This is a genomic window from Caulobacter sp. GW821-FHT12A07 (genome assembly GCF_058807655.1).
Genome location: NZ_JBXAQX010000002.1, coordinates 505,675 through 523,366, shown reverse-complemented (window position 1 = coordinate 523,366; position 17,692 = coordinate 505,675). Strand labels below are relative to the sequence as shown.

Genomic DNA, 17,692 nt, shown 5'->3' with positions numbered 1-17,692 from the left:
CATGGCCGAACCGGTCACGCCGCCCGCCGCACCCGACAAGCCGCCCGGAAGACGCCTTCCGTGGCCCGGCGGCCTATCGGCGCGCCTGCTGCTGCTGACCGCCCTGTTCGTGTTCCTGGCCGGCGCCTGCATCCTGCCGCCCGCCCTGGCCGACCTGGAAAAGCAGTGGCTGCTCGACCGAGTGCGCGCCGCCGAACTGGCCTCGACCATCGCCGACGCCGATCCCGAGCGCCGGGTCACCGACCAGGTCTCCCAGCGCCTGCTCGATCAGGCCGGCGTGGTCATCGTGGCCCTGCAGGTCGACGGCGCCCGGCGTCTCGTCCTGCCGACCGAGCCGCGCAGCATCGAGCAGCCCTATCTCGTCGACCTGCGCCGCCAGAACTCCGGCTCGTGGCTGGCCGCCCCGTTCTTCACCCTGAAGAGCAAACCCGGCAGCCTGGTGCGGGTCATGGCCGAGCCGCGCTTCCGCCAGGAGGCCGAGTTCGTCGAGATCGTGCTGCCCGACGCCCCGCTGAAGGCCTATCTGATCGCCAACTTCTGGCGCCTGGCGGGCGTCACCCTGTTCGCCGCGGGCCTGGCCGGGGGCCTGATCTATCTGTCGCTGAACTTCCTGCTGGTGCGCCCCATGCAGCGCATCACCAAGGCCATGGAGCGGTTCCGCGCCGATCCCGAGGATCCCGAGGCCCGCGTCGTCGTCTCGCGCCGTCGCGACGAGATCGGCCGCGCCGAGGCCGAGCTCGACGCCATGCAGACCGACCTGCGCACCGCCCTCCAGGCCAAGGCCCGCCTGGCGGCGCTGGGCGAGGCGGTGGCCAAGATCAATCACGACCTGCGCAACATGCTGACCAGCGCCCAGATGGCGTCCGACCGCCTGGCCGCCCTGGGCGATCCCAAGGTGGCCCAGGCCCTGCCGCGCCTGGAACGGGCTCTCGACCGCGCCATCACCCTGGCCAGCGACGTCATGGCCTATGGCAAGTCCAAGGAGCCGGCCCCGGTGTCGCGCACCGTGGCCCTGCGCGCGGCGCTGGAGATGGCGGCCGAGGACTCCGGCCTGTCGCCCAAGGGCGTGGCCCTGGAGACGGTGATCGACCCACGCGAACTGGTGATCGCCGATCCCGACCAGCTGCACCGCATCCTGACCAACCTGCTGCGCAACGCCCGCGAGGCCATCGAGGGCGCGCCCGATCGCGGCGGCAAGGGCCGGGTGTTCGTGGAGCTGCGCCGCGTCGACGGCATGAGCCACCTGCGGCTGTCGGACGACGGCCCCGGCGTGCCCGAGCGGGCGCGGGCCAACCTGTTCCAGCCGTTCGTGGGATCGGTGCGCCGCGGCGGCACGGGCCTGGGCCTGGCCATCGCCCGCGAACTGGCCCAGGGCCACGGCGGCGACCTGGCGCTGGTCGAGACCGGCCCCGGCGGCTCGGTGTTCGACCTGACCCTGGCGGGGGTTCCTGAGCCTGCGCCGGCCGAGGAAACCGAAGCGGCGAAGTCGAAGCCCTAGGCTAGACCTCCATACCCTATCCGCCCGTCATTCCCGCCCTTGTGGCGGGAACCCCTGGTTCCGCCCGCACGTGAAGCGCCAGCGACGTGCTCGGCACGTCGCCCCATCTGCCCTTGCGGCTGACAGAGGGCTTCCCGCCACAAGGGCGGGAATGACGGGCGTTTGGAAAGGGCGGAGCCTCAGACCACGTACTGCTTGGGCAGGGGCGCGCCCTGCTCGGCCGGCGCCAGGGGCGCGCGGAGCTCGACCGGTTCGCTGGTCGGATGATCCGAAACCGGCGGCGGGCTGAAGGTCCCGGTCGCCAGCACGGCGGCGACGACAAGGCTGCAGGTTCCCAGGCCAAGGCCCAGGGCGATGGTCTTCTTCAAGGTCATGGTCAAAAAGGTATCCGCGTCGGGGAGGGCGCTTTTACGTACTGAAACCAAGTCGCAGACATGCCCGTCGGTTCCCGGGCGCGCCATGCGGCACGTGGTCCGCCGGAGAGGCGGACGCGCTTTTGCCTCTAAACCGTCCACAGGTCCAGCCTGGGGCGCCTTAAGGGCGATCTCGCCTTATTTGGGCGAATGATGGTTGCAAAGCGTTACCGTGCAGGTCTCGCCAAGGCGGTTTCCGATGGGCTCCCGGCCCCTTATGTTCGCCGCCATGACCGACGTCGCCGCGCCCGATTCCGCCCAGACCCGTCCCCTCACCCAGGACGGTCCGACCATGCGCCTCTTCCTGGTGGACGGCTCGGCCTATCTGTTCCGCGCCTATCACGCCCTGCCGCCCCTGACCCGCAAGAGCGACGGCCTGCCCGTCGGCGCGGTGCAGGGCTTCTGCAACATGCTGTGGAAGCTGATGCGCGACATGCAGGGCGACGCCCCCACGCACCTAGCGGTGATCTGGGACCACTCGGAAAAGACGTTCCGCAACAAACTGTACGACCAGTACAAGGCCCACCGTCCGCCGCCGCCGGAAGACCTGATCCCGCAGTTCCCGCTGGTGCGCGACGCCACCCGGGCCTTCGGCGTGCCGGCCATCGAGCTGCCGGGCTACGAGGCCGACGACCTGATCGCCGCCTATGCCTGCGCCGCGCGCGACGCCGGCGGCGAGGCGGTCATCGTCTCGTCCGATAAGGACCTGATGCAGCTGGTAGGCGACAGCGTCTCGATGTTCGACCCCATGAAGGGCGTGCGCATCGGCCGCAACGAGGTGTTCGAGAAGTTCGGCGTCTATCCCGAGCATGTCGTGGACGTGCAGTCGCTGTGCGGCGACAGCGTCGACAACGTTCCCGGCGCGCCGGGCATCGGCGTCAAGACCGCCGCCCAGCTGATCACCGAATACGGCGACCTCGACACGCTGCTGGCCCGGGCCGGCGAGATCAAGCAGCCCAAGCGCCGCGAGACCCTGATCAACTTCGCCGACCAGATCCGCCTGTCGCGGGCCCTGGTCACCCTGGACTGCAACACCCCCCTGCCCGAGCCGCTGGACGACCTGGTGGTGCGCGAGCCCGACAAGGCCGTGCTGGCCGACTTCCTCGAGCAGATGGAGTTCCGCACCCTGGCTCGCCGGGTCGGCGACGGCAACGCCGCGGCCGCGCCCCGCTCGCTCGACGCCCGTCCCTCGGAAAAGCCCGTGACCGCGCCGGTCACCACCGTCTCCTACGCCTCGGCCGCCGCCCGCGCCGCGGCCAGCCCTGTGGCCGAACCCGTCGCCATCGACACCGCGGCCTATGTCTGCGTGCGCGACCTGGCGACGCTTCAGGTCTGGATCGACAAGGCCCGCGCCAAGGGCGTGGTCGCCTTCGACACCGAGACCGACGCCCTGTCGTCGGCCAACGCCGGCCTGTGCGGCGTGTCGCTGGCCATCGCGCCGGGCGAGGCCTGCTACATCCCCGTCAGCCACGAGGAGAAGGCCCAGGACGGCGGCCTGATCTTCGAAGCCCCCGCCAAGCTGGAGCAGATCTCCGAGGAAGAGGCCCTGGCCGCCCTCAAGCCGCTGCTCGAAGACCCTTCGGTGCTGAAGGTCGCCCAGAACGCCAAGTACGACATCGCCGTGATGCTGCGTCGGGGGATCAAGGTCGCCCCGATCGAAGACACCATGCTGATCAGCTACGTGCTGGAAGCCGGCCTGCACGGCCACGGCATGGACGAGCTGTCGGAGCTGTGGCTGGGCCACAAGCCCATCTCCTTCAAGGAAGTGGCGGGCACGGGCAAGAGCCAGATCAGCTTCAAGCACGTGGCCCTCGACAAGGCGACCGCCTACGCCGCCGAGGACGCCGACGTCACCCTGCGGCTCTACAACGTGCTGCGCCCGCGTCTGGCGGCCGAGGGCCTGCTGACCGTCTACGAGACCCTGGAGCGGCCCCTCCCGGCCGTGCTGGCGACCATGGAGAACGACGGCATACGCGTCGATCCCGAGACCCTGCGCCGGCTCTCCAACGAGTTCTCGCTGCGCATGGCCGAGTTCGAGGAGCAGGCGCAAAAGCTGGCCGGCCGCCCGTTCAACCTGGGCAGCCCCAAGCAGATCGGCGACGTGCTGTTCGGCGAGATGAACATGAAGGGCGGCAAGAAGACCGCCACCGGCCAATGGTCGACCGACAGCGACGTGCTGGAAAGCCTGGCCAATGAAGGCCACGAGCTGCCCCGCGTGCTGCTCGACTGGCGCCAGCTGAGCAAGCTCAAGGGCACCTATACCGAGAACCTGATCGCCGCGATGAGCGAGCGCACGGGCCGGGTGCACACCTCCTACGCCCTGGCCGCGACCACCACGGGCCGCCTGTCGTCGTCGGACCCCAACCTGCAGAACATCCCGGTCCGCACCGAGGAAGGCCGCAAGATCCGCAAGGCCTTCGTGGCCGCGCCGGGCAAGGTGCTGATCAGCGCCGACTACAGCCAGATCGAGCTGCGTCTACTCGCCCACATCGGGAACATCCCGCAGCTGCAAAAGGCCTTCCGCGACGGCCTCGACATCCATGCCATGACGGCTTCGGAAATGTTCGACACCCCGATCGAGGGCATGGACCCGCTGATCCGCCGCCGGGCCAAGGCCATCAACTTCGGCATCGTCTACGGCATCAGCGCCTTTGGTCTCGCCAACCAGCTGGGCATCGGCCAGGGCGAGGCCGGGGCCTACATCAAGACCTATTTCGAGCGCTTCCCCGGCATCCAGGCCTATATGGACGCCACGCGGGCCTTCGTGCGCGAGCACGGCTACGTGACCACGATCTTCGGCCGCAAGATCAACATCCCCGACATCCACGCCAAGTCGGTGGGCCAGCGGCAGTTCTCCGAACGCGCCGCCATCAACGCCCCGATCCAGGGCGCGGCCGCTGATGTCATGCGCCGGGCCATGGTGCGCATGCCGGGCGCGCTGGAAGAGGCGGGCCTCGAGGCGCGCATGCTTTTGCAAGTTCACGACGAACTGGTCTTCGAAGCTCCGGAAGCCGAGGCCGAGGCCGTCTGCGCGCTCGCTCGCCGGGTGATGGAGGGCGCGGCCGAGCCGGCCGTGGCGCTTTCCATTCCCCTCACGGTGGAGGCGAGAGCCGCCAGCAACTGGGACGAAGCCCACTAAATCAACGTTGCAGGCAAAAAACTTCACTGCGCCTTTGTCGCACGCCCGCTCCGCCCCAGGTGGAGCGGGCGTCGTGTTATCAGCGGTAACCCTTTACGCAGCGCAATCCTGAGTATCCGCAGGTCGAGCCAGCTGCGAATGGCTGACATTTTCAGTCTCCAGGGTGCGACGTTCCGCCACAGTACGGTTAATGTCGTGGAAACCGCGAACTCGCCAGAGCTTCCGTCGTGACATGTGCTCGTGGGCACAGATGTCGGGAATGAACTCTGGAGGCGGGCTGTGCGGTTTGGTGACTTGAAGATTCCCCAGAAGCTGATGGTCGTGTTCGGCGTGATGCTGGCCGCGATCCTGGCGATGGGTGTTACCCTCTACGTCAACCAGGAGGTCTACGAGGCCTCGGTGAAGCAGTCGACGCTCGCCCAGCAGAGTCTTCGCGCCGCCGACACGGCCGCCTTCCGCCTGACCCGCCAGGAAAACTCGCTGCGCGGCTTCCTGCTCTCGGGCGACGACTACTACGTCAAGCGCCTGGAAGAGGCTCACAAGCCGAAGTTCCTCGGCGCGCTCGACGACCTGCGCAAGCTGGCCGGCGGCGACGAAGCCGACCTGAACCGCATCGCCGCCGTCGAGGCCGCCTACGCCAACTATCGCAAGATGGCCATCGAGCCGGCCGAGCAGCTGGGCGCCGATCCGGCGACCCGCGCCCAGGCCGTCGATCTGGTCAAGCATGACGGCGTCGCCGACAAGGCCGTCGAGCCGGTGGAAGACGCCATCCAGGCCATCACCGACGACGCCGAAGCCGTCGTCACCGCCCAGGCCGAAGCCCAGGCCGCCGCCTCGCTGCGCAACACCCTGGTGCTGGCCATCGGCATCGCCATCGTCCTGGCCGTCGCCGTCGCCGGCGGACTGATGCTGACGGGCGGCATCGCCGCTCCGGTCGCCGCCATGACCACCGCCATGCGCCGCCTGGCCGCCGGCGACAACACCGTCGCCGTGCCCGCCGCCGGCCGCAAGGACGAGATCGGCGAGATGGCCGGCGCCGTCGCCACCTTCAAGGACGCCGCCATCCACAAGCTGCGCCTGGAAGAAGAGGCCGCCGCCGCCGCCGCCCGCACCGAGCGCGAGCGCGCCGAACGCGAAGCCGAGAAGGCCGCCGAGGCCGAGACCGACCGCATCGCCATCCAGGCCCTGGGCTCGGCCCTAGGCGCCATGGCCGACGGCGACCTGACCTACCGCATCGACGCCCACTTCGCGCCCAAGGCCGAGCAGCTGAAGTCCGACTTCAACGCCGCCGCCGGCCGCCTGCAGGACGCCATGCGCGGCATCAACGGCGCCACCGGCGGCATCCGCGCCGGTTCGGAAGAAATCGCCCAGGCCTCCGACGACCTGTCGCGCCGCACCGAACAACAGGCCGCCAGCCTGGAAGAGACCGCCGCCGCCCTCGACGAGATCACCGCCACCGTCCGCAAGACCGCCGCCGGCGCCAAGGAAGCCTCCAGCGTGGTCGCCGCCGCCCGCGCCGACGCCGAGCGCTCGGGCCAGATCGTCAGCCAGGCCGTCAGCGCCATGGCCGGCATCGAGCAGTCCTCGGGCCAGATCGGCAACATCATCGGCGTGATCGACGAGATCGCCTTCCAGACCAACCTGCTGGCCCTGAACGCGGGCGTCGAAGCCGCCCGCGCCGGCGACGCCGGCAAGGGTTTCGCGGTCGTGGCGCAGGAAGTGCGGGCGCTCGCCCAGCGCTCGGCCGAAGCCGCCAAGGAGATCAAGACCCTGATCTCGACCTCGACCCAGCAGGTCGGCTCGGGCGTGTCCCTGGTCGGCCAGACCGGCGAGGCCCTGCAGCGCATCGTCGACCAGGTCGCCACCATCGACAGCCTGGTCAACGAGATCGCCGCCTCGGCCACCGAGCAGTCGACCGGCCTGCACCAGGTCAACAGCGCCGTGAACCAGATGGACCAGGTCGTCCAGCAGAACGCCGCCATGGTCGAGGAAGCCACCGCCGCCACCCACTCGCTGAAGGGCGAGACCGGCGAGCTGGCCGCCCTGGTCGGCCGCTTCCGGGTCGGCGGAGAAAGCGCCATCCGCGCCCCCGCCTCCGCGCCCGGCCCGGTGCACGCCGCCCAGGCCCGCGCCCAGACCTTCGTCCGCCCGGGCCGCTCCGGCGGCGCGGCCACCGCCGCCGCGACCAAGGTCGATGAGTGGGAAGAGTTCTGAGCCGACCGGTTCAGCCACTGACGGAAAGGGCGGCTCGCGAGGGCCGCCCTTTTTCGTTGCGTGACGCGGCAATCTAAACCACGACACGAACACCGGTCTCCAAAGCGGACCGGATGGTGTCGGGGGACGTCGAATGCGACTGCGGATGATCGGACTGGTGCTTTCCGCCTTCGCGCTCGCCTCATCCGGCCCGGTCCCGGAAATCCTGCCCCATACGGTGGTCGACCAGCCCCAGCACGGCGTGATCTCGCTGCTGTTCGAGGCCTCCAGCAAGACGCCCGTCTGCATGCGCGAGGACTGGATTCTGAACGGCGGCCCCGACGGCGGACCCATCGTGCTGCAGGTCGCCGGCAAGCGTTATCCGCTGAAGGCCGACGCGATCCGGCGCTGCGAGCGCGACTGCGTCGCCCGCCTGGTCGAGGGCTACACCCAGAAGAGCCACATCCCCTACGAGGCGTTCGGCCTGCCGGAAGACCTGGCCGATGCGCCCAAGACCGTGGAGGCCACCCTCGTGGCGGCCTCCTGCGAGGGCACGGCGCCCCTTCGCGAAGAAAGCTTCAAAAGCTCGGACTGGATGCCGGTGGGCTCGACCGAGAAGCAGATCTGCGCGGTCTTCGGCGCGGCGACGCGGTGGAACAACCGCGACCAGATCCGCCTCGCCCGGTCCAGCGGCGAAAGCCTTCGAGGTCCGTACGAATACGACCCCGAGCAGCTTCCCGGCGGCGCGATCTTCGACTTCTACCTATCCCTGCCGGCGGCGCAGATGACCGATCCAAAGGAGTTCAGCCGCGACTTCCGCTACTACATCCTGGCTGAACGCGGACGAACGGCCGGGATGTCGAAGATCGAGCAGATGCGCCACCTGCTGATCAGCGCCCTGCCCCCGGCTAGCGAGATCCGCGATTTTGGCGGCGCTGACGAAAGCGTCCGCTTCAACGAGAGTAGGATGGTCGGCGCCTATATGCCGGCGATGTGCCGCCTGCAGGCCCTGTGCAAGCCGCACGGGACCGTCCGCCCCGCCCGCAAGCTGCCGTGCGGCGATCTCCGGGAGCTGACGCCCCAAACGCCCTGATCAGCCGATCGCCAGGATCTCGATCCGCGAGGCGACGCCCAGCAGCAGGCAACGCGGCGCCAGGGTCGCGCTCAAGTCTTCGTCCGCCTCGAAGGCCAGGATGAAGCCGTCCAGATAGCCGCGATAGTTGCGGACCTCCCAGGCCCAACCCAACCGCTGGCCCACAGCATAGGCCAGCGCCGGCGGCGGAACCCAGAGCGGGGCCTTTGGGTCGAACGGCAGGCGCTCGACGAACAGCTGGTCGGTGTCGAAGTCGACGGAGACGACCACCGCCTCTCCATCGAGCACGAAGGCGATCTTTTCCCACTGGCCCGGCGCGCCGGCGTCCTCGCCCGGTTCAGCCGGCGTCTCGTAAGCCAGCACGGCCGAGACCCGCACGCCCTCGACCGCCTCCCAGTCGAACCGCAGCATGTCGTGAGGATTGGGCGGAAAGCGCATCATGCCCATGAGGTCGCACGCGTCGCCGGACGCCTCAAGGCCGTCGCCCCGTCGGCATGACGCCCGTGACCGTGTAGCGACGACTCCCATTGCCGCCGTCCCCGGCGCCCGATGGGGCTCTACTGTCCTAGCTGACGAATCGGACGGAGCGCCCTGTGATCCCTATCGTGTTCTGGCTGCTGGCCGCCGGCATGCTGGCCGCCGCCGCCTTCGCAGGCTCGCTGCGCATATGGCTGCTGGCCCTGATCGCCGCGGCGCTGTGCTGGGACAACCTGATCATCGCCGCCGGATCCTCGATCGGGGCCGGCGACCTGCTGCGCAACCTGTCGATCCCGCGCTACGTCGCCCACGCGGTGCTGACGCCGATGCTGATCCTGGTGGTGTTCGGCGTCGCCGGACTGCGCCGCCGGCTGTGGGTTTGGGTGCTGACCGCCGCGCTGATCGCCGTCGGCGTCTGGACCGACCTCGTGCACATGAGCCTGGAGGTGCGGGAATACGCCGGCACCCTGCGCTACGCCTACGCCCACGCCAGCCCGCCCATCCCCTCGATCGTGACGGTGGTGGTGCTGATCGGGGTCGGCGCGATCCTCTGGCGGCGCGAGAAGCTGCCGTGGCTGTGTCTCGGCGCCCTGTCGATGTTCGCCGCCGCCGGCAGCGGGATCTTCTGGCTCGGCAACGCCGGCGAGCTGGCGCTGATCTCGTCGATCGTCTTCACGGCGTTCAAGCTGCGCGGCCTTAAGCGCGGATTGCAAAGCTAGCGGTTTGGCTGTCCTCTGCCCCCATCCGTCGGGGGCGAAGTGAGCGAAGACCATCCGAGGCCGGCTGAGCCGGCGATGAAGCCCGCCGTCGCCGTGTTCGGCGACCCGAAGGTGCGTCTCGCCCTTCTGGGCCTGGCCCTGGCGATCGGCGTCCTCGCCGCCTTCCTGCTGATCCGACAAGGACGGAACACCCCGCCCGTCGCGGGGCTCGGCGCGCCGGACGTCGTCTTCATGGCCTACGAGGCCAGCAGCGACCCGACCGAAGTCCACAAGATCGAGATCCATCGCGGCGGCGAGGTCGTGTTCGAAGGCGGCCCCGAGGTGTTGCTGCCGGGGCGACACGTCTATCGGCCGCCTCCCGAACGGGTGGCCGCCTTCTTCGCCCTGGTCGACAATTCCCGCTTCCGCTGGCTGCGGCCCCGCTACAGCGCCTTCCTGGGCGGCGACTACACGACGACCGTCTGCCTTCGCCAGGGCGTGCGGGAAAAGTGCGTGAGCTCCCGCGGCTCCAGGCTGTTTGGCGGCCGCGCGCCGGCCCCGTTCGGCGAGATCGCCGTCGGCGTCGACCAGCTCGCCTCGCCCCGCCGCTGGCTGACCGCCGACGACCACACGCTCGAACTCTTCGGCGAGCATGGGATCGATCCGCGCTCCATCGGCGGCCAGAGGCTGGTCGTCCAGGCCGCCAGGTCGCTTTCGCCCGACGCCATGCGGGCGCTGATCGCCGCGGGCTTTCCGATAGACCGCGCCGCCCGCGTCGAACGATACGACCCCGCTGCGGCGACGCCCCTGGCCGTCGCCCTGGACAACCGGCGCGACGAGACCGCCAGGATCCTGATCGCCGCCGGCGCCCTGGACAGCGTCACCCCGGCCGCGCGTGCGCGGCTTGCGGCCTCCGCCGCGCGAGGGTGCCGGCCGGACATGCTGAACGCCCTGCTCGACACCGGCGCCCGCTTCGATTTCACCGCGACGCCGCCGAACGCCTTTTGGTGCGAGCATTGGGCGTCCGAGAAGGAGGCCCTGGCCACGGCGAAGCTTCTGCTGGATCGCGGCGCCAGCCCCGCCGCGCGTGACGAGCAAAACCGCACGCCGCTGCATCGGGTCACGTCGGCGGCTGTCGCAGGCCTGCTTCTACGACGAGGCGCCGACCCGAACGTTCGCGACAGCCAGGGCTTCAGGCCGCTGGACGCGGCCGACACCGAGGATCTGGCCGTCGTCCTCGTCGAAGGCGGCGCCGCCGTCGGGCCGCCCCCCAGCGGCGCGCCAGCCGCAGGTTCGATCGATCAGCGGGCCGCCGACAAGGGCTGGACGCGCCTGCAGGCCCTGCTGGCCGAGCGCCGGACGAGCGGCGCGGCCAGCTAGAACCAGCCGGCCTCGCGCAGGGCCTTGGCGTAGGCGCGGCTGACCGGGACCTCGGCGCCCGAGGCCAGGGTCAGGGTGGCGCGGCCGTCGCCGCGTCTGGCCTCGACCACCGCCTCGCGCGCCACCCACCAGGAGCGGTGGGTCTGGGCGCCCTCGATGCCTTCCAGTTCGGCGACGGCGTCGGACAGGCGCATCAGGATCAGGTCCTCGCCCTTGGAGGTGTGCAGGCGCAGATAGTGGTCCTCGGCGGCGACGGCGTAGAGGGTCGCGCCGCGCAGCTTGGCCGGCAGGCGCTCCAGGAAGCGCGGCGGCGGGGCCTCGGGCGCGGCGGCGTGGGTCTCGACCGGCTGGCGGGTGGTCAGGAAGTTCAGCGCCGTGATCGCCGCGGTGATCACCAGCACCGGCAGGAAGAAGCGCGGCAGGGTCGCCGCGTGCGGGACTTGGCCGAACAGCAGGCTCGACACCGCCCAGACATAGACCGTGCCCGGCAGGGCCACGCCCAGGGTGATGACCACGCCGCCAATGAACGGCCGCCGCTCGGTCAGGCCGCTGTTCTGGACGAGGGCGCTGACGCCCGCTCCCGCCGCCGCGCCCGACCAGCACAGCACCAGCCAGTAGGCGATGCGGATCCCCAGCGGCGCGTCGCCGGTGCCGAACGCGCCGACCAGGGCCAGGAACACGCCGGCGATCCCCGCCACCAGAAAGCCGCGCCCGTGACGGGCGACGAGGACCGCCATTCGCGAAGCGTGAACGGCGCCCGGCGGCGATTGGCGAAGCGGGGCCGTCGGCTGGCGTAACGTCGATTGAGGCACGGCCCGGCGGGCTCCTAAAGCGGTCTTCGAAAGCGGCGACGCAAGCCCGCCGCCCACGGAGATCAAGATGTCCGAGACCGCTCTGTCAATGCATGACGCCGACGCCCGCCGCATCCGCCGCCGCGGCGTGGCCGGGGTGCTCGTCGCCACGGCGCTCGCCGCCGCCCCCGTGCTGCTGGCGAGCCGGAGCGGGGCGCACCTGCCCGACCTGTCGCTGGTGCTGGCCGCCCCGACCAAGATCCAGATCCACCTGACCGCCGCCCTCAGCGCTCTGGTCATCGGCACGGTGCTGATGATCGGGGTCAAGGGCTCGGCCCTCCACCGCACGCTGGGCTGGGCCTGGGTGATCGCCATGGCGACCACGGCGATCAGCTCGCTGTTCATCCACGAGATGAACCACGGCGCCATGAGCTGGATCCACCTGCTGTCGGGCTGGACGATCATCGCCCTGCCGATCGCCGTCTACGCCGCCCGCCGCCACAAGGTCAGCCTGCACCGCCGGTTCATGACCGGCCTGTTCGTCGGCGGACTGATCGTCGCCGGCGGCTTCGCCTTCCTGCCCGGCCGCCTGATGTGGCGCGTGTTCTTCGGCTGAGCGTTGTCGCTCCGACCAACCCCTTTCCTCGCACCTCCAACCACAAGGACCCTTCCGATGCGCCTTCTCCCGCTCCTGGCCTGCGCCGCCCTGCTGACCGCTCCCGCCGCCGGCCTGTGCCAGACCGTCGTGCCGGACGCCGCCGCGGCTCCCGTTCCGACCCCCGCTCCCGCCGCCGGCGACGCCAGCCTGGCCCTGGTCTTCCCCGCCCTGAAGTCGCACGACGGCGTGCTGATGGTCGCCCTGTTCGACAGCCAGGCGGCCTGGGCCGGCGGCAAGCCCGTGCGGGTCGCCTTCGTCCAGGCCGCGTCGGCCGAACCGATGGTGCAGATCCACGACCTGGCCGCCGGGACCTACGCGGCCCGGGTGTTCCAGGACCTCGACGGCGATCAGCGCCTGAGCATGAACCCCTTCGGCCTGCCGGTGGAGCCCTACGGCTTCTCGGGCGGCGCCAAGGCCAACATGGGCCCGCCGGCCTTCGCCGCGGCCGCCTTCACCGTCACGCCGGGCGACAACGCCCAGGCCATCGCCCTGCGTTAAAAGACCAAGACAGACGGAAGACCCATGGATCGCCGCACCTTCCTCCGCGCCGCCGGCCTGACCGGCGCCGCCGCCCTGCTGACCCCCGAGACCGTGTTCGCCGCCGGGGCGGCCGACTGGACCCTGGGCTTCCGCAACGTCGAGGCCGACATCGCCCCCACCGGCCTGACCCGCCTGCGCGGCAAGGCCCCGGCCGACCTGGCCGGCGCCCTGGTCCGCAACGGCCCGGCCCGCTTCCGCCGGCCGGGCGGGTCGGTCGGCCACTGGTTCGACGGCGACGGCCTGGTGCGGCGCTTTTCGATCCAGGACGGCGAGGCGACCCTGGCCGCCCGCTTCGTCGACACCCCCAAGCGCCGCGCCGACACGGCCGCCCACGCGGTGATCACCCCCGGCTTCGGCACCGCCCCTGGCCCCGGGGCGGCCGTGGGCGGTCCCGACGACGCCAACGCCGCCAACACCTCGGTGATGATGGCCGGCGGCGAGCTGTGGGCGCTGTGGGAGCCGGGCTCGCCCTGCGTGCTCGATCCCGTCACCCTGGAGACCAAGGGCTTCAAGACCCTGCGGCCCGACCTCAAGGCCATGCCGTTCCTGGCCCATCCCCGTCGCGAACCGAACGGCCGGACCTGGAACCTGGGCCTGGCCGGCCACCGCGCCATCGTCTGGCGCCTGGCCGCCGACGGCAGCCTGGAGGACGCCCAGCTGATCGCCCTGCCCCGCGCCAGCTACATCCACGACTTCACCGCCACCGAGCGCCACCTGGTGATCGTGCTGCAGCCCTGGATCCAGGAGCGGGGCGGCGTGCCCTACATCGCCGGCATGGCCTGGAAGCCCGAGCTGGGAACCCAGGTGCTGGTGCTCGACAAGGCCGACCTGACCCAGCGCCGGGTGTTCGACCTGCCGCCGTTCTTCTTCTTCCACCTGGGCGACGCCTGGGAGGACAAGGACGGAACCATCCGCTTCGACGCCTGCATCGACGACGATCCCCGCGGCACGGCCGCGGCCGGCGAGCAACTGCTGCGCGGCGTGCCGTTCAAGGGCGTGGCCCCGCCCAAACTCGGCTTCGTCACCCTGCACGCCGACGGCAAGGCCGACCTGCAGCGGTTCGAGACGGTGGCCGAGTTCCCGCGCTCGGACGATCGCTTCGCCGGCCAGGGCCGCCGCTTCAGCGTCCATGCGGCGATCGGCGAGGTCGGCAAGCCGGCCTTCCACGGCCTGGCCGTGCGCGACTGGAAGACCGGCCGCGAGACCGCCTTCGACTTCGGCCGCCGGCATCTGGTCGAGGAGATGGTGTTCGTCCCCCGCCCCGGATCGGCCGAGGAGTTCGACGGCTGGCTGGTCGGCACGAGCCTCAATCTCGACGCCCAGGCGACCGAGCTGCACGCCTTCGACGCCCGCCGCGTCGCCGACGGTCCGCTGGTCACCTGGCGGGCGAACACGGCCTTGCCGCTGGGATTCCACGGGATTTTCACGGCCTGACGCTTCGTTCACGGAACGGCGGCGCTCTTGCCAGGGTAGCGAAAGCAGGCCTATCCGGGGACAGCGAAGTTCTCGGAGAGGCCTCCCCGACATGACCGCCGCCAAGCCCCGCGCCCGTTCCGGCGGGCGGGGCCGTCCTTCCAAGGCCACGGGCCTGGACCTGAAGGAGACCATCCTCGACTCCGCCGAGGGCCTGTTCGCGCGCCACGGCTTCCATGGGGTGACCACCCGCCAGGTGGCCGCCGAGGCCGGCGTCGACACCGCCCTGATCCACTACTATTTCGGCGCCAAGCGCGAGCTGTTCGACGCGGTGTTCGTGCGCCGCGCCGAGATCCTCAACCAGGCCCGCAGCGTCTCGATGAACGCCTATGTCGAGACCCACGGCCAAGCCATGACGGTGGAAGGCGTGATCGAAGCCTTCATCGACCCGCTGCTGCGCATCTCGCAGGACGGCGGCCAGGGCTGGAAGAGCTACTTCGCCCTGGTGGCCCAGGTGAACAACACCCCGGCCTGGGGCGGCGAAACCATGGCCCGGTTCTTCGACCCCGTCGTCCACCAGCTGGTCGACACGCTGAAGATCGTCCGTCCCGACGCGGAATATCGCGACCTCTACTGGTGCTACCAGTTCCTGACCGGCTCGATGATGCTGGCCCTGTCTGAGACCGGCCGCATCGACTCGCTGTCGGAAGGCCTGTGCCACTCCAGCGACCTGGAGGCCGTGCGCGCGCGGCTGTTCGCCTACTGCGCGGCGGGCTTCGAGGCCGTGGTCGCCAAGCGCAAAGCCTAGCTCCCTTCCCGTTGGCGGATGGGGGAAGGGCCGGGGATGGGGGTGACGCGGCGGTTCAGCCGCCGCCTCCGCGACCACCCCCACCCAACCCTCCCCCATCGAGGGGGAGGGCTTTCCAATGACGACCATCCGCCCCCGGATTGCACTTTTCATCACCTGGTGAAAAAACGCTGGCGCATTCCCTCAACCTAGGTGACAGTGCCGTCGAATTCCTGCGGCGGTGAAATCGTGCGGGAAACGCCGGATACGAGGCTGCGTGAGATGGCTCGATCGGCGGAAGGGACGAAACGCATCTAGGGAAGAGGGGCTTGCCTATGAAAACGATGTGGAAGGCTGCGCTGCTGGCTGGCGCGGCGTGGGGTGCGACCTGCAACCTGGCGGTGGCCCAGGAAAAGCCGGCCGCGGAGCAAAGCGTAGGCGTCGAGGAGGTGGTGGTCACCGCCCGCCGGCGCGAGGAAACCCTCAAGGACGTGCCGGTGGCCGTCTCGGCCTTCAGCGCCGCGGCGCTGGAACGCCAGGGCGCGTCCGACATCACCACCCTGCAGCAGACCACCCCCAACATCACCGTCCAGGTGGCCCGGGGCTCGAACTCCACCCTGATCAGCTACATCCGCGGCGTCGGCCAGCAGGACCCGCTGTGGGGCTTCGAGCCGGGCGTCGGCCTCTATATCGACGACGTCTACGTGGCCCGCCCGCAGGGCGCGGTGCTCGACATCTTCGACATCGAGCGCATCGAGGTGCTGCGCGGCCCGCAGGGCACGCTCTACGGCCGCAACACCATCGGCGGCGCCATCAAGTACGTCACCAAGAAGCACGACGACGAGACGGCGCTGAAGCTGAAGGGCACGGTCGGCTCGTACAACCAGCGTGACGGCCTGATCGCCGCCTCGACCCCGCTGGGCGGCGGCCTGTCGGTCGGCGGCGCCTTCGCCATCTACAAGCGCGACGGCTACGGCAAGAACCTGACCACCGGCGCCGAGCAGTACAACAAGGACGTCCAGGCCGGCCGCCTGAGCGTCGAGTACGCGCCCAACGACGACCTGTTCTTCCGCATCGCCTACGACAAGGTGGTCGACGACAGCAACGCCCGCCACGGCCACCGCGAGCTGCCCACCCTGACCGGCGGCTACAAGGTGCTCGACACCTACGACACCCAGGCCGGCCTGGGCGACGCCAACCACGTCGAGACCGAAGGCGTCTCGGCCCTGGCCACCTGGAAGGCCAGCGAGCACCTGACCTTCAAGTCGATCACGGCCAACCGCAAGGGCCACACCCAGACCAATATCGACTTCGACGGCACGCCGCTGCCGACGCTGGACGTGCCCGCCACCTATGGCGACCGCCAGTTCTCGCAGGAACTGCAGGCGGTCTACGCCGACGAGACCTTCCAGGGCGTGTTCGGCGTCTACTACATGAACAGCCAGGCCTCGGGCGAGTTCGACACCATCGCCGGCAACCTGGGCGTGGCCATCGCCGCCGCCGGCAAGGTCAACACCCGCAGCTTCGCGGTGTTCACCGACGTCTCGGCCAATTTCACCGACCGCTTCAAGGTCTCGCTGGGCGGCCGCGCCACACGCGACCACAAGACCGGAACGGTGGTGCGCCTGTTCTATCTGGGCGCCACCAAGACCCCGTGGCAGGGCGGAACGGCTCGGCCGGTGCTGCAGACCCGCACCAACTACACCGCCACCAAGACCTTCGAGGAGTTCACCCCGCGGGTCAGCGCCTCCTACGACTTCTCCGACGACCTGACCGGCTACGTCTCCTATTCCAAGGGCTTCAAGTCCGGCGGCTGGGACATGCGCGGCGACGCCTTCCTGACCCCGCAGACGACGTCCGGTTACGATCCCGAGACGGTCGACGCCTACGAGGCCGGCCTGAAGGGCTATCTGTTCGACCGCCGCCTGTCGTTCGCCTCGGCGGCCTTCCGTTCGAAGTACAAGAACCAGCAGGTGACCACCCAGGTGGCCGTGCCCAGCGGCATCGCCAGCTCGGTCGACAACGCCGGCGCCTCGACCATCTGGGGCCTGGAGTTCGAAGGCACGGCGCGCTTCACGCCCAACCTGTCGAGCACCCTGGCGCTGGGCTACATCAAGGCCAAGTACGACGAGTTCGAGCGCTACGACGCCGTCACCGGCACGATCGTCAACGTCGCCAACCTCTACGGCTTCCAGAACACGCCGGAAAAGACCGCCAACCTCAGCGTGACCTGGACCGGCGAACTGCTGGGCGGCCGCCTGGCCGTCACCCCGATGGTCAGCTACCGCGACAAGTACCAGCAGTTCGAGCAGCCGCTGCCGACCCTCGACCAGAAGGCCTTCACCCTGGTCGACCTCAGCGCCGTGTGGAACGCGCCGGGCGGCCGCTACAAGGTCTCGCTGGTCGGCAAGAACCTGACCGACGAAACCTATCGCATCGGCGGCTACAACTTCGGCGTCGCGACCTATAACAACTCGGTCATCGGCTTCTACGGCCCGCCGCGCAGCGTGTCGGCGAGCCTGGAGTTCAACTTCTGAAGCATTTTCGAGCGAAGCGGACTCCGGTTCGCGTGAAGAAAATGCGTTAAACCAAAGGCTTCTCGGTCGAGATCT

General features: G+C 69.9%; 14 protein-coding genes. 11 read left to right on the top strand and 3 right to left on the bottom strand.

The features are described 5' to 3' along the window. The first annotated feature begins 1 nt into the window (after nt 1). Nucleotides 2-1,498, top strand: a complete 1,497-nt coding sequence (locus tag AC1RRS_RS06180; RefSeq protein ID WP_487290003.1) for a sensor histidine kinase — start codon at nt 2-4, stop codon at nt 1,496-1,498. 179 nt (nt 1,499-1,677) lie between these two features. Here the strand turns inward: AC1RRS_RS06180 and AC1RRS_RS06175 are convergent, their stop codons facing one another. Further along, nucleotides 1,678-1,872, bottom strand: a complete 195-nt coding sequence (locus AC1RRS_RS06175) for a hypothetical protein (RefSeq protein WP_487290005.1) — start codon at nt 1,870-1,872, stop codon at nt 1,678-1,680. Between the two features lie 268 nt (nt 1,873-2,140). Here AC1RRS_RS06175 and polA point away from each other — a divergent pair, with 268 nt between their 5' ends. The 3 genes from polA to AC1RRS_RS06160 all read left to right on the top strand — a co-directional run bounded on the left by polA (nt 2,141) and on the right by AC1RRS_RS06160 (nt 8,336). Beyond that, a complete protein-coding gene (polA, locus tag AC1RRS_RS06170; RefSeq protein WP_492854463.1) occupies nt 2,141-5,050 on the top strand; it encodes a DNA polymerase I in 2,910 nt (969 codons plus the stop codon). 279 nt (nt 5,051-5,329) lie between these two features. Continuing rightward, a complete protein-coding gene (locus AC1RRS_RS06165; RefSeq protein ID WP_492854357.1) occupies nt 5,330-7,264 on the top strand; it encodes a methyl-accepting chemotaxis protein in 1,935 nt (644 codons plus the stop codon). Nucleotides 7,265-7,397: 133 nt separating this feature from the next. After that, on the top strand, nt 7,398-8,336 hold the full coding sequence (locus AC1RRS_RS06160; RefSeq protein WP_492854356.1) for a hypothetical protein: 939 nt from the start codon (nt 7,398-7,400) through the stop codon (nt 8,334-8,336). Here the strand turns inward: AC1RRS_RS06160 and AC1RRS_RS06155 are convergent, their stop codons facing one another. Further along, nucleotides 8,337-8,777, bottom strand: coding sequence for a DUF6334 family protein (locus AC1RRS_RS06155; RefSeq protein WP_492854355.1), 441 nt, complete (start codon nt 8,775-8,777; stop codon nt 8,337-8,339). Between the two features lie 152 nt (nt 8,778-8,929). Here AC1RRS_RS06155 and AC1RRS_RS06150 point away from each other — a divergent pair, with 152 nt between their 5' ends. Next, nucleotides 8,930-9,532, top strand: coding sequence for a hypothetical protein (locus AC1RRS_RS06150; protein WP_492854354.1), 603 nt, complete (start codon nt 8,930-8,932; stop codon nt 9,530-9,532). Between the two features lie 75 nt (nt 9,533-9,607). Further along, a complete protein-coding gene (locus tag AC1RRS_RS06145; protein ID WP_492854353.1) occupies nt 9,608-10,891 on the top strand; it encodes an ankyrin repeat domain-containing protein in 1,284 nt (427 codons plus the stop codon). Here AC1RRS_RS06145 and AC1RRS_RS06140 read toward each other — a convergent pair. Further along, nucleotides 10,888-11,628, bottom strand: coding sequence for a LytTR family DNA-binding domain-containing protein (locus AC1RRS_RS06140; RefSeq protein ID WP_492854352.1), 741 nt, complete (start codon nt 11,626-11,628; stop codon nt 10,888-10,890). The genes AC1RRS_RS06145 and AC1RRS_RS06140 overlap by 4 nt on opposite strands. Nucleotides 11,629-11,770: 142 nt before the next feature. Here AC1RRS_RS06140 and AC1RRS_RS06135 point away from each other — a divergent pair, with 142 nt between their 5' ends. From AC1RRS_RS06135 to AC1RRS_RS06115, 5 genes are all read left to right on the top strand, one after another. Next, nucleotides 11,771-12,298 (top strand): DUF2306 domain-containing protein, encoded by a 528-nt coding sequence (locus AC1RRS_RS06135; protein WP_492854351.1) that lies wholly within the window; start codon nt 11,771-11,773, stop codon nt 12,296-12,298. Nucleotides 12,299-12,355: 57 nt separating this feature from the next. Next, entirely contained in the window at nt 12,356-12,838 is a 483-nt protein-coding gene (locus AC1RRS_RS06130; protein ID WP_492854350.1) for a DUF2141 domain-containing protein, read from the top strand. 24 nt (nt 12,839-12,862) lie between these two features. Next, nucleotides 12,863-14,314 (top strand): carotenoid oxygenase family protein, encoded by a 1,452-nt coding sequence (locus tag AC1RRS_RS06125; protein WP_492854349.1) that lies wholly within the window; start codon nt 12,863-12,865, stop codon nt 14,312-14,314. 91 nt (nt 14,315-14,405) lie between these two features. Beyond that, nucleotides 14,406-15,101, top strand: a complete 696-nt coding sequence (locus tag AC1RRS_RS06120; RefSeq protein ID WP_492854348.1) for a TetR/AcrR family transcriptional regulator — start codon at nt 14,406-14,408, stop codon at nt 15,099-15,101. 314 nt (nt 15,102-15,415) lie between these two features. Continuing rightward, a complete protein-coding gene (locus tag AC1RRS_RS06115; protein ID WP_492854347.1) occupies nt 15,416-17,617 on the top strand; it encodes a TonB-dependent receptor in 2,202 nt (733 codons plus the stop codon). The last annotated feature ends 75 nt before the right edge of the window (nt 17,618-17,692 follow it).

Bases quoted from the DNA above. Each gene is read 5' to 3' on its own strand.
- AC1RRS_RS06180 (WP_487290003.1), top strand. From the start codon at position 2: ATGGCCGAACCGGTCACGCCGCCCGCCGCACCCGACAAGCCGCCCGGA.
- AC1RRS_RS06175 (WP_487290005.1), bottom strand. From the start codon at position 1,872: ATGACCTTGAAGAAGACCATCGCCCTGGGCCTTGGCCTGGGAACCTGC.
- polA (WP_492854463.1), top strand. From the start codon at position 2,141: ATGACCGACGTCGCCGCGCCCGATTCCGCCCAGACCCGTCCCCTCACC.
- AC1RRS_RS06160 (WP_492854356.1), top strand. From the start codon at position 7,398: ATGCGACTGCGGATGATCGGACTGGTGCTTTCCGCCTTCGCGCTCGCC.
- AC1RRS_RS06155 (WP_492854355.1), bottom strand. From the start codon at position 8,777: ATGATGCGCTTTCCGCCCAATCCTCACGACATGCTGCGGTTCGACTGG.
- AC1RRS_RS06145 (WP_492854353.1), top strand. From the start codon at position 9,608: ATGAAGCCCGCCGTCGCCGTGTTCGGCGACCCGAAGGTGCGTCTCGCC.
- AC1RRS_RS06140 (WP_492854352.1), bottom strand. From the start codon at position 11,628: ATGGCGGTCCTCGTCGCCCGTCACGGGCGCGGCTTTCTGGTGGCGGGG.
- AC1RRS_RS06135 (WP_492854351.1), top strand. From the start codon at position 11,771: ATGTCCGAGACCGCTCTGTCAATGCATGACGCCGACGCCCGCCGCATC.
- AC1RRS_RS06130 (WP_492854350.1), top strand. From the start codon at position 12,356: ATGCGCCTTCTCCCGCTCCTGGCCTGCGCCGCCCTGCTGACCGCTCCC.
- AC1RRS_RS06125 (WP_492854349.1), top strand. From the start codon at position 12,863: ATGGATCGCCGCACCTTCCTCCGCGCCGCCGGCCTGACCGGCGCCGCC.
- AC1RRS_RS06120 (WP_492854348.1), top strand. From the start codon at position 14,406: ATGACCGCCGCCAAGCCCCGCGCCCGTTCCGGCGGGCGGGGCCGTCCT.
- AC1RRS_RS06115 (WP_492854347.1), top strand. From the start codon at position 15,416: ATGAAAACGATGTGGAAGGCTGCGCTGCTGGCTGGCGCGGCGTGGGGT.